This is a genomic window from Micromonospora sp. NPDC049107 (assembly GCF_040648595.1).
Classification (GTDB): Bacteria; Actinomycetota; Actinomycetes; order Mycobacteriales; family Micromonosporaceae; genus Micromonospora.
The window spans coordinates 19,029-29,914 of sequence record NZ_JBEZEC010000021.1 but is presented as its reverse complement, the minus strand read 5'-3'; the positions used below and the strand labels follow the sequence as shown (position 1 = coordinate 29,914).

General features: G+C 71.4%; 13 protein-coding genes and 1 pseudogene. 5 read left to right on the top strand and 9 right to left on the bottom strand.

Annotation, left to right across the window (positions count from 1 at the left end; genetic code table 11):
- Nucleotides 1-582 precede the first annotated feature (582 nt).
- On the bottom strand, nt 583-1,875 hold the full coding sequence (gene tyrS / locus AB0B55_RS32390; protein ID WP_357134727.1) for a tyrosine--tRNA ligase: 1,293 nt from the start codon (nt 1,873-1,875) through the stop codon (nt 583-585).
- An 81-nt stretch (nt 1,876-1,956) separates the two neighbouring features.
- Between tyrS and AB0B55_RS32385 the strand changes: the two genes are divergently transcribed.
- Nucleotides 1,957-2,364, top strand: coding sequence for a PaaI family thioesterase (locus tag AB0B55_RS32385; RefSeq protein ID WP_357175934.1), 408 nt, complete (start codon nt 1,957-1,959; stop codon nt 2,362-2,364).
- Nucleotides 2,365-2,377: 13 nt separating this feature from the next.
- Here the strand turns inward: AB0B55_RS32385 and AB0B55_RS32380 are convergent, their stop codons facing one another.
- The 3 genes from AB0B55_RS32380 to AB0B55_RS32370 all read right to left on the bottom strand — a co-directional run bounded on the left by AB0B55_RS32380 (nt 2,378) and on the right by AB0B55_RS32370 (nt 4,996).
- The gene (locus AB0B55_RS32380; protein ID WP_357175931.1) at nt 2,378-3,718 is read right to left on the bottom strand and encodes a hemolysin family protein; all 1,341 of its coding nucleotides are present in this window, start codon (nt 3,716-3,718) and stop codon (nt 2,378-2,380) included.
- Between the two features lie 126 nt (nt 3,719-3,844).
- A complete protein-coding gene (locus AB0B55_RS32375; RefSeq protein ID WP_357134690.1) occupies nt 3,845-4,486 on the bottom strand; it encodes a hypothetical protein in 642 nt (213 codons plus the stop codon).
- Between the two features lie 15 nt (nt 4,487-4,501).
- Complete coding sequence (locus AB0B55_RS32370) at nt 4,502-4,996, bottom strand: GNAT family N-acetyltransferase (protein WP_357134692.1); 495 nt, start codon at nt 4,994-4,996, stop codon at nt 4,502-4,504.
- A 136-nt stretch (nt 4,997-5,132) separates the two neighbouring features.
- Here AB0B55_RS32370 and AB0B55_RS32365 point away from each other — a divergent pair.
- A pseudogene (locus AB0B55_RS32365) lies at nt 5,133-5,228 on the top strand (universal stress protein); the annotation flags it as partial.
- Here AB0B55_RS32365 and AB0B55_RS32360 read toward each other — a convergent pair.
- The 5 genes from AB0B55_RS32360 to AB0B55_RS32340 form a co-directional block, all read right to left on the bottom strand.
- Complete coding sequence (locus tag AB0B55_RS32360; RefSeq protein ID WP_357134694.1) at nt 5,221-5,856, bottom strand: FMN reductase; 636 nt, start codon at nt 5,854-5,856, stop codon at nt 5,221-5,223. The pseudogene AB0B55_RS32365 and the gene AB0B55_RS32360 overlap by 8 nt on opposite strands.
- The gene (locus AB0B55_RS32355) at nt 5,853-6,995 is read right to left on the bottom strand and encodes an LLM class flavin-dependent oxidoreductase (RefSeq protein ID WP_357175928.1); all 1,143 of its coding nucleotides are present in this window, start codon (nt 6,993-6,995) and stop codon (nt 5,853-5,855) included. Before AB0B55_RS32355 ends, AB0B55_RS32360 begins: the two co-directional genes overlap by 4 nt.
- 151 nt (nt 6,996-7,146) lie before the next feature.
- Nucleotides 7,147-7,422 (bottom strand): ubiquitin-like small modifier protein 1, encoded by a 276-nt coding sequence (locus AB0B55_RS32350; protein ID WP_357134698.1) that lies wholly within the window; start codon nt 7,420-7,422, stop codon nt 7,147-7,149.
- Nucleotides 7,423-7,424: 2 nt separating this feature from the next.
- The gene (locus AB0B55_RS32345; RefSeq protein ID WP_357175925.1) at nt 7,425-8,510 is read right to left on the bottom strand and encodes an exo-alpha-sialidase; all 1,086 of its coding nucleotides are present in this window, start codon (nt 8,508-8,510) and stop codon (nt 7,425-7,427) included.
- 76 nt (nt 8,511-8,586) lie between these two features.
- The gene (locus AB0B55_RS32340; protein WP_357134701.1) at nt 8,587-9,228 is read right to left on the bottom strand and encodes a DNA-3-methyladenine glycosylase; all 642 of its coding nucleotides are present in this window, start codon (nt 9,226-9,228) and stop codon (nt 8,587-8,589) included.
- 176 nt (nt 9,229-9,404) lie between these two features.
- Here AB0B55_RS32340 and AB0B55_RS32335 point away from each other — a divergent pair, with 176 nt between their 5' ends.
- The 3 genes from AB0B55_RS32335 (at nt 9,405) to AB0B55_RS32325 (ending at nt 10,857) form a co-directional block, all read left to right on the top strand.
- Nucleotides 9,405-9,854, top strand: coding sequence for a hypothetical protein (locus AB0B55_RS32335; RefSeq protein WP_357134702.1), 450 nt, complete (start codon nt 9,405-9,407; stop codon nt 9,852-9,854).
- An 85-nt stretch (nt 9,855-9,939) separates the two neighbouring features.
- Complete coding sequence (locus tag AB0B55_RS32330) at nt 9,940-10,365, top strand: DNA-binding protein (protein WP_357134704.1); 426 nt, start codon at nt 9,940-9,942, stop codon at nt 10,363-10,365.
- Nucleotides 10,366-10,503: 138 nt separating this feature from the next.
- Entirely contained in the window at nt 10,504-10,857 is a 354-nt protein-coding gene (locus AB0B55_RS32325; protein WP_357134706.1) for an MmcQ/YjbR family DNA-binding protein, read from the top strand.
- The last annotated feature ends 29 nt before the right edge of the window (nt 10,858-10,886 follow it).

Below are 10,886 nucleotides of genomic sequence, written 5' to 3'. Positions count from 1 at the left end.
CCCACCAAAAGCAGGCTGCCAGTCCGGGGTATAAATCATAATTGGCACTGGCTTTACAAGCACCCTGTTGAGTTCTCAAAGAACAACCACACACCAACTCGAAGCCCCATTGCTGGGGCCCCAACCTGGGGCTTTTCGTTCCGCGTCCCCGGCGCTTTCAGCGCCAGGCACTTTTACTACGTTACCCGCTGGTTTCTGCCGTGTCAAACCGGTGTTTCCCGGTTCGTCGTGCTTTCTGCCGTGTTGCGGGCACCATGGTTCGACCGGCTCGCGCCGCTCTCGTCATGGGTTGGCAGGCCGGCCGCAGCGGTTGCCCGCTTGCTCGCCCGTTTCCCTGCCGACTGACTACCTTACCCGGTCGGTTCCGCCGCACCAAATCCGCCTCGCGGCGTTTCCGTGAGCACCACCCGGTCGGCGATCTGACGGCAAAACCGTCCGACCCCGAGGCCGTCACCACGCTCCGGCCGCTTCAGGCTTTCGCCTGTTTCGTCCGTTCCGCGCTGGCAGAGAGAAAGTTACGCGTCCGGCCCGATGATCGTCAAATCCGCCGGACGCGTCCCCCGTCACATCGTCGACGATCGACTATTCCCCCAGCTCAACGCCCGCGAACGACCGCTTTCCCCGGCGCAGCACCAGGTATCGGCCGTGCAGGAGGTCGCCGGTCGACACCGTGGCGTCCACCTCGGTCACCCTCGTGTTGTTCACGTAGGCGCCGCCCTCGGCGATGACCCGACGGGCCTCCTTGAGGCCGCTCACGAGCCCGGAGTCCCGCAGCAGACCCGCCACGTCCGGCAGTTCGCCGGTGAGCCGCACGAGCCCGGCCTCGGTGAGCGCCGCGCGCAGCGTCTCCGCTGCCAGGTCGTCGAGCGAGCCCCGCCCGAACAGCGCCTGGCTGGCGGCGACCGCCTGCCGGGTCTCCTCGGGGCCGTGCACCAGCGTGGTCAGCTCCTCGGCCAACGCCCGCTGGGCGAGCCGGGCCGCCGGCCGTTCGGCCGTCGCCTTCGCCAGCTCCTCCAGCTCGTCGCGCGTACGGAAGCTGAAGTACCGCAGGTAGCGGTCGACCTCGCGGTCGTCGACGTTGAGCCAGAACTGGTAGAACGCGTACGGACTCGTCAGCGTGGGGTCGAGCCAGACCGCCCCGCCCTCGGTCTTGCCGAACTTCGTACCGTCGGCCTTGGTGACCAACGGCGTGGTGAAGGCCTGCACCGGCCCCGCGCCGCGCCTCCGCACGTAGTCGACGCCCGCCGTGATGTTGCCCCACTGGTCGGAGCCGCCGAACTGGAGCTGGCAACCGTGCCGGCGGTGCAGTTCGAAGAAGTCGTTCGCCTGCAGCAGCTGGTAGCTGAACTCGGTGAAGCTGATGCCGGTTTCCAGCCGCGCCCGCACCACCTCCCGCGCCAGCATCTTGTTCACGGGGAAGTGCTTGCCGACGTCCCGCAGGAAGTCGACCACCGACATCTCACCGGTCCAGTCCAGGTTGTTGACCAGCTGCGCCGCGTTGTCCCCGGTGTACGACACAAAGGGCGCGAGCTGCTCGCGGATCCGCTCGACCCAGCCGGCGATCACCTCGGGCGGGTTGAGCGTCCGCTCGGCGCTCTCCTTCGGGTCACCGATCTGCCCGGTCGCCCCGCCCACCAGCAGCAGGGGGCGGTGACCCGCGAGTTGCAGCCGCCGGGCCGTGGTGACCTGCATGAGCGAGCCGACGTGCAGGCTCTGCGCGGTGGGGTCGAAGCCCACGTAATAGGTGGTGGCCGTCGCGCCGTCGAGCAGCTCACGCAGCTCGTCGAGGCCGGTCGAGTCCTGGATGAGGCCACGCCAGAGCAGGTCGTCGGTCAGGGAGTCCCGCCCGGACGGCGGGAGGTTGCTGTCGGTCACGGTCACCGATTCTCCCCCATCGGCGGCATCGACCCGTACCGGGTTTGGAGCGACGCGCCCGGTTACGCTTGCGCCCCGCTCTTGGAGGAGGGTTCTGCCGTGGAGATGCCGGATCTGACGGGTGGTTTCGTCAACCTGCTCGGCCTGAATTTTGAGGAGGCGACCGGCGACCGCGTCGTCATCAGCTGGCAGGTCCGTCCGGAGCTGCACCAGCCGTTCGGCATCCAGCACGGCGGGGTGTACTGCTCGGTCGTGGAGACGGCGGGCAGCGTCGGCGGTTCGCTCTGGCTGGGCGACCGGGGCACGGTGGTCGGGGTGTCGAACCAGACCGACTTCCTGCGGGCCGTGCCCGATGGCGAGCTGCGGGCGGTCGGCACCCCCGTGCACCGGGGGCGCAGCCAGCAGCTCTGGCAGGTGGAGATCAGCGACGCCAAGGAACGCCTGGTCGCCCGCGGTCAGGTCCGGTTGCAGAACCTCTCGCGCGACTGACCGGCGGGCCCGGTCAGCTCCGGGCCTCGTCCAGCACCGGCTCGACGGCCTCGTCAGCGTCGTCCCCGTCGGCGTCGTCGGCGGCGGGGACCTGCCGCAGGCGTACCTCGGTGATGGCCCGGTGGTCGATGTCGGCCACCGTCAGCACCCAGCCGTCCAGGGTGACGTCCTCCCCCGCGACGGTCGGGATGTGCCCGAGTCGGGCCAGCACCAGCCCGGCGACGGTGGTGTAGTCGCCGGCCGGGCGCGAGGGCAGCTCGACGCCGATGTCCGGCAGGTCGTGCACCGGGAAGGTGCCGGGCAGCACCATCGCGCCGTCCGGTTCGCGGCGCACCGAGTAGCCGTCCCGGTCGGTCTCGTCGTAGATCTCCCCGACGATCTCCTCCAGGATGTCCTCCAGGGTCACAATGCCGTCGACGGCGCCACGCTCGTCCACGACGAGCGCGATGTGCTGGCGCTCGGCCTTGAACTGACGCAGCGCGTCCACCACCGGCAGCGAGTCGGGCAGCAGCATCGGCGGGCGGGCGATCTCGTCGATCGGCCGGTCGTCGGGCACGCCGACCAGGTCGCGCAGATGGATCACGCCGGCCGTGTCGTCCAGGCCGCCGTGGCGCACCACCGGCGCGCGGGAGTGCCCGGTGGCGGCCAGCACGAGCCGCGCGGCCTCCGCCGTGGTCCCGCTGTCGAGCGTGAAGACCTGCAACCGGGGTACGAGCACAGCCCGCAACCGCCGGTCGGCGATCTCCACCGCGCCGGCGATGATGGTGCGCTGTTCCTTGGTGAAGCCGTGGTTGCCGGCGACGATGTCGCGTAGCTCGTCCGGGCCGATCTCCTCGGGCTCGTGCTTCGGGTTGAGCCCGAACAGGCGGACGACCAGGTCGCTGGTCGCGCCGAGGGCCCAGACGGCCGGGCGGGTGAGGCTGGCGAGCACGTCGAGCGGGCGGGCCACCAGCAGGGCCCACCGCTCGGCGGACTGCATGGCGATCCGCTTGGGCGCCAGCTCGCCGAAGACGAGGGTGACGAAGGTCAGCGCGAGGGTGACCACCACGATCGCCACCGTCTCGGCGGCGTTGCCGAACACCCCGAGCAGCGGCACGAGGGGCTTGGCGAGGGAGACCGCCGCCGCGGCGGAGGCCAGGAAGCCGGCCAGGGTGATGCCGATCTGGATGGTGGCGAGGAAGCGGTTCGGGTCCTTGGCGAGCCGCGCGAGCACCCCTCCGGCCCGGCTGGTGCGTTCGAGGCGCTGGATCTGGCTGTCCCGCAGTGACACCAACGCCATCTCGCTGCCGGCGAAGAGCGCGTTGATCACGATCAGGATCCCGACCAGGGCCAGTTGGCTCCCGTAGCTCTGCACGCCCGGTTCGCTCCCTCTGCGATGGTGACGCCGGCCGTACGCACGGCGCCCGCCGGTCGACGAGGCCGCCCGGCGTACGCGCTTCTGTGCCCCGTGCGGGGTCGGCCGAACCCTGCCGGGGTGACGCTACGCCGATTCGGCTGCGGGTGACGCGGGCAGGTCGAGGACGTACGAGTCGCCCTCGGGCCGGAAACCGAGCCGGTGGTAGTAGGGGGCGACCATGCCGGGCGGGCTGACGACCCGGTGGAAGCCGCGTTCGGTGAAGAGGCGGCTGCGCCGGTAGACGAACTCGCCGGGCGTGAAGTCCCGGAACTTCGGGGTCACGTAGTCCAGGTCGATCTGGGCGACCCCGCGTGCCTCGGCGTGCGACAGCACCACCCCCACCACCTCGTCGGCGGTGACCACGAGGAAGGCCGAGCGGTCGGCGGCGGCCGGATCCCAGTGGAAGTCGGGGTTGAAGCGGGCGATGTCCGACCCGTGCACCCGCAGCGTGTGGGCGAGGAACTGGTCGTCGACCCCGACCTGGACCACCTGGTAGGTCTGCTCGTCGTGGCGGGTGGCGAGCATTCCCCGCAGGTACCAGATGTTGATCACCGCGAGGACGATGTTGAGCCCGACCATGGGCCACACCTCGATGGCGGCGTTGTAGCCGATCAGCACGGCGCAACCGACGAGGTTCAAGGCGCGCAGGCGCAGGATGCGCGACTGCAGCAGCGACCAGACCAGCACCGCGGAGCCGGCCCAGCCGACCAGATCCAACCAGTTCACCCCGCGAGACTAGTGCTAGCCCAGGTCAGGGGCGTCGGCGGGCAGCTCCAGCAGCCACTCCTCGACCTCAGTGCCGCGCCCGTTGGCGTACCCCGAGTCGGCACCGACCACGACGAACCCGCACTTGCGCAGCACCGCGAGAGAGGCGGCGTTGTCCTTGGCGGCCCGAGCGTGCACCGGCCGGGGCAGCTCGCGCAGCAGCGCGGCCAGGGCCGCGGTGGCGTAGCCCCGACCCCAGCGGGTCGGGTCGATCCAGTAGCTGACCTCGGTCTGGTCGTCGACCGGGAAGGCGCTCACGTAGCCGACCACCTCGCCGTCGGCCTCGACGGTGCGGACCCGGTTCGCCGGGTTGGTGAGCACACGCGCCCAGTGGCGGGCGAACTCGCGGTGGTCGGACGGGTCGACGGGACCGAACGCGGCCATCCGATTCGCTTCGGGATCCTGCTGGTGCAGGAAGAACTCCACGAGATCGTCCTCGCGCACCGGCCGCAGCAGCACCTCAAAAGTCACCCGGCGAGAGTAAGCCCCACCCCCGACACCCCCGCTTTCGCCGATCTTGCACTTCCTGTCGCGACACAAGCTCACCAAGACGACATTCCGCCAACAGAATCTGCAAGATCGGCGTCGGAGTGGGGGCGGCGCGGCGCGGGGGCAGTTCGAAGGGCTGCTGCTCGGCTCGGTCAATCAGGCCGCCGTCCACCACGCGCACTGCCCGGTGCTGGTGGCCCACCCGGTCAGCTGACCGGGGCGTCGCCACCTCGGCCGAGCATCTGCAGGAAGTCGGTGGTGAGGGCGAACGGGTCCGCCGGGCCGCTGGTGGGCGGCCGGCGTTCGACCTGGTCGGCCAGCTCCCCGGCGGCGCGCCGGATCCGGCCCCGCAACGCGCCGTCGGCGGTCCCGTCGGACCAGTCCTCCGGTGCGGCGAAGACCGCCGTGGGGACCACCACCGCCCGCAGGTAGCTGAACATCGGACGGACCGCGTGCTCCAGCGCGAGGGAGTGCCGGGCGGTGCCACCGGTGGCGGCGATGAGCACCGGCCGGTCGACCAGCGAGCCCGCGTCGAGGACGTCGAAGAACGACTTGAACAGCCCGTTGTACGAGGCGCTGAAGATCGGGGTGACGGCGATGATGCCGTCCGCCCCGGTCACCGTGTCGATGGCCTCGCGCAGCGCGGCCGGCGGGAACCCGGTGAGCATGTTGTTGACGACGTCGTGGGCGTACTCGCGCAGGTCGATCGCGCGCAGCTCGGCGTCGTGGCCCCGCCGGACCAGCTCGTCGCGGGTCGCCCCGGCGAGCTGGTCGGCGAGCAGCCGGGTGGACGAGGGCTGGCTCAGCCCCGCCGACACCACGGCCAGCGTGCGGCGGGTCATCGGGTCGCCCCCTCCGGCGCCTTGCCCGTCACGTCGTCGACGGCGTGCACGGTGCTGTCCTTCGCGCCGCCGGCCGCGGCGACGAGCGAGGCGTGCGTGGGCGCGTCCGGCACGTGCGCCGGGCGCAGGGCGGCGAACTCCTTGCGCAGCACCGGCACGACCTCCTCGCCGAGCAGGTCGAGCTGCTCCAGCACCGTCTTGAGCGGCAGGCCCGCGTGGTCCATCAGGAACAGCTGCCGCTGGTAGTCGCCGACGTACTCGCGGAAGCCGAGCGTCCGGTCGATGACCTGCTGCGGGCTGCCCACGGTCAGCGGGGTCTCCCGGGTGAACTCCTCCAGCGACGGCCCGTGCCCGTAGACCGGGGCGTTGTCGAAGTACGGCCGGAACTCCCGGACGGCGTCCTGCGAGTTGCGGCGCATGAACACCTGGCCGCCGAGGCCGACGATGGCCTGGTCGGCGGAGCCGTGGCCGTAGTGGGCGTACCGCTGGCGGTAGAGGCCGACCATCCGCTGGGTGTGCTCCTTGGGCCAGAAGATGTGGTTGGCGAAGAAACCGTCGCCGTAGTACGCGGCCTGCTCGGCGATCTCGGGGCTGCGGATCGAGCCGTGCCAGACGAACGGCGGCACCCCGTCGAGCGGGCGCGGCGTCGAGGTGAAGGACTGCAACGGCGTGCGGTACTTGCCCTTCCAGTCGACCACGTCCTCGCGCCACAGTCGGTGCAGCAGGTCGTAGTTTTCGATGGCCAGGGGGATGCCGGCGCGGATGTCCTTGCCGAACCACGGGTACACCGGGCCGGTGTTGCCACGGCCCATCATCAGGTCCACCCGGCCGTCGCTCAGGTGCTGGAGCATCGCGTAGTCCTCGGCGATCTTCACCGGGTCGTTGGTGGTGATCAGCGTGGTCGCGGTGGACAGCAACAGCCGCTCGGTGCGGGCCGCGATGTGACCGAGCATGGTGGTCGGGGACGACGGGACGAACGGCGGGTTGTGGTGCTCCCCGGCGGCGAAGACGTCGAGCCCGACCTCTTCGGCCTTGAGTGCGATGGCGACCATCGCCTTGATCCGCTCATGCTCGGTCGGCTCCCGACCGGTGGTCGGATCGACCGTGACGTCACCGACGGTGAAGACTCCGAACTGCATGACCAGCTCCTCGCGTGTCAACCGGATGCCGTCGTGGTACCCGGACGCAGCTCACAACTTATTTGACGAGTCAACTATTCCGTCGGCGGGACGTCGCGCAGTGGCGCCGGTCACCACCGCAACCGGACATCACGTCGCAGAACCGGCTCGCTCAGCCGCCCGCCACGGAGGGCAACACCTGCACCTCCGCGCCGTCCACGACCGTCGTGGCCAGACCTCCGGAATGCCGGCAGTCCTCCCCGTCGACGAAGACGTTCACATAGCGGCGCAGCTCACCGCGCTCGTCACGGATGCGCCGGGCCAGCCGGGGATGCGCGACGGCAACCTCATCGAGGACCGCCCGCAGCGTCCCGGCGGCGGTGACGGTCAGCCGACTCGCGCCCCCGGCCTCGCCGCGCAACGGGCCGGGCAGCAGCACGGTGACCACGCTCAGACCTGCGCGGCGCGGACGCAGAGCACGTCGGGCAGGTGGGTGGCGACCGACGACCAGGAGTCGCCCTCGTCGCGGCTGGCGAAGACCGACCCGGAGCGGGTGCCGAAGTAGACCCCACCCGGCGTCGCGTCATCGGCGCACATGGCGTCGCGCAGCACCGCCGGATAGAACGGCCCCTCGGGCAGCCCGACCGACTGCGCCTCCCACTTGCCGCCGGCGTCGACGGAACGGAACACCCGGCAGCGGTGATCGGCCGGAAACCGCTCACTGTCGGCCACCAGCGGGAAGGTCCACACCGTGCCGCCGCGCCCGGGGTGAGCCACCATCGGGAAGCCGAAGTCGCTGGGCAGCCCGTCGGCGATCGAGGACCAGGTACGGCCGTCGTCGTCGGAACGGTAGACGCCGTGGTGGTTCTGCGCGTACAGCCGCTCGGGATTGTCGGCGTCCCGGGCGACCTTGTGCACGCACTGGCCGAACTCCGGCCACTCGTCGGGCATGAAGTAGGCGCGGATGCCGGTGTTGCCCGGCGCCCAGGTCGCCCCGGCGTCCTCCGAGCGGTAGACCCCGCCGGTGGACATGGCGACCAGCAGTCGAGCCGGGTCACGCGGGTGGGGCAGCACGGTGTGCACGGCCTGACCGCCGAACCCGGCCTCCCACTGCGGGCGGTGCGGGTGATCCCAGAGGGAACGGACCAGCTCGAAACTGCGGCCGCCGTCGGTGGACCGGAACAACGCCGAGGGTTCGGTGCCGGCCCAGATGACGTCCGGCTCGTCGGGGCCGGCCGGCATCAGCTGCCAGACCCGCCCGAGGGAGACGCCGGTGTCGGCCGGGAACGCGACCGGCGCCTGGTCGGGCTCGTCCCAGGTGGCGCCGAGGTCGTCGCTGGTGGCGACACTTGGGCCGAAGTGCGAGCTGGTCATGCCGGCGAGCAGCCGCGGGGTCGAACGGCGGGCGTCCACCGCCACCGAATAGACACCGGTCATCGGAAAGTGCGGACCGGTGATCTCCCAACTGCGCCGATCGTCGGCGCTGGTGGCGAGAAACAATCCCTTCGCGGTGCCGATCGCGAGCAGAGTTGCCATGACGTCCTCCGAAACCGTCGGTGAGCAGGTTCGGTGATTATGGCCACACCCTCCGACAACCTCCGTCGCGGCGCGCTCAGCGGCGGACGCGGGGCACGTGCCGCCGGTACGCGCTGACCGTCGGATCGCCGTCGAGCCAGAACCGCCAGGGCAGGTCGTGCGCGCCCGTCACGCCGACCCGGGGCCCCGCCGTCACCGCCTCCTCCGGTACCGGCTCGGCGGGCGGTCGCAACCGGACCGGGCCGTCGCCGAGCAGGTACGCGCCGTACGCCGCGCGGTCGATGCCGAGCGTGGCGCAGAGCCGGGCCGGCCCACGGGCGAGGTCCACGTCGCGCCGCACGGCCGGCCGGCGCTCGCGTGCCGTGGTCACGCCGTCGATGACCGCGCCGGCGCGCAGCAGCACGGCGGCGGCCTCCCCCTCGTCACCGGTGACCACGTTCACGCACCAGTGCATCCCGTAGGTGAAGTAGACGTAGGCGTGCCCGGCGGGACCGAACATCACCGCGTTGCGGGGCGTCCGGCCCCGGTGGGCGTGCGAGGCGGGGTCACCGGCCGTGCCCGCGTACGCCTCGACCTCGGTGATCCGGACGGTGACGCCCCCGGCGGTGAGGCGGCAGCCCAGCAGGCCACGCGCCGCCGGCAGCAGCGGGCCGGCGAGCAGGTCCGCCAACTCGGCCAGGCCGGCGTCGGCCGTGCGGTCGTCCGGCAGGAGTTCCATGGACCGAACGGTACCCAGGCCACGCGCGGGTCACGCCGTTCGACGATCCCGGGGCCACCGGGAGGCTCACCAAGGTTCACCTTCTCGCCATCCGAGCCGCCGAAACCCGCGCCGCCCCCGGGGGGTGTTTCCGGTGTCGTCGCAGGGTGCGGCGACACATTGGGAGAGGAACCATCATGACCGTACGCACGATCCGTCGCCCCCTGCTCGCGATCGGCCTGGCCGCGGCCGGGGCGGTGCTGGCTCTCGCTCCGTCGGCCAGCGCCAGCGCCCCGCAGAGCGCGGCGATCGACGGCGCCCCGCTGAGCGCCGTCGCACTGGGCGGCAGCGGCAAGATCGACGCCAGTGGGGCGGCGGTCTTCGTCCCGGTCACCCTGACCTGCTCGCAGCCGACGCAGGTCGACCTGACCGTCAAGGTCGCCCAGGCGATCGGAGACTCGATGCGCACCGGCACGACCAACCGCAAGGTGTTCTGCGACGCCACCACCCAGAAGGTGCGGATCGCGGTGACCGCCACCGAGCGCCCCTTCGCGCCGGGCGTCGCGTTCGGTGTGGTGACCGGAAACTCCTGCGACGCACTGTGCAACTCCATCACTGACGAGCACCGGTTCGACCTGGCGCTCTGAGTCGTGGCGTGGCGGCACGGATTCTCGTGCCGCCACGCTTCAACAGACCGTTGACAACAGCTCGTTGATGGGGTGTGCTCGGTACATGACCACCTCGGACCTCTTCACGGCGCCCGACCCGGGTCGGGCGCGCGCCCACCGCACCTACGAGGCGCTGCAACGGATCAGCGAGCGGCACGCCGGCTCCGACGCGCGGCGGGGGCGCTGGGCCCACCCGCACGTGCTGGACCCGTGGGAGGCGGTCGCCCTGGTCACCGCGCTCGCCGCCGGCGGCGCCGAGCGGGAGCCCGCCGAGGAGCCGGTCGACGCCGCCGACCTGACGGCCGCCCTGACCCTGCTGCCACACGTACGCGCCGAGCTGGACGCCCTGGAGGCGGGACTGCTCACCCTCGCCCGCGACCGGGGCCTGACCTGGCAGTCCATCGCGTACGGGCTGGGGCTGGGCAGCGCGCAGGCCGCCCGCCAACGCTACGAACGGGTAGCGGCCCGCTCCACGGACCAAACCCCCTGATCCCCGCGCCGATCTTGCACTTTCTGTCCCGACAGAACGGGAGATCGGTCGCGTATCGACAGCACAAACTGCAAGATCGGCGCGATGTGCGAGCGCGGGGCGCGGGGCGGGGGGCGGGGTTATGACTAGGAGGGGTTTGTGGAACGTGCGGAGATGTTGTCGTACTGCCTGGCCAAGCCGGGAGCGTGGCTGGACCGGCCGTGGGAGGACGACGAGGTGGTGAAGGTGGGCAGCCGGATCTTCGCGTTCCTCGGCAACGGCGTCGCGGCGCCCACCGTCGGCGTGAAGTGCGGCGCGACCCGCGAGATCGCCGACGAGTGGCTGCACCGCCACCCCGCCGACGCGCGCCCGATGCCGTACATCGGCCGGTCCGGCTGGAACACGCTGCGCCTCGACGGCGGGATCGACACCGACGAGCTGACCGAGGCGGTCGACTCGTCGTACGACATGGTGGTGGCCAAGCTCCCGAAGCGGGAGCGCCCGACGGCCTGAACCACCGTGGCGCCGGCGGCCCGCGCCGA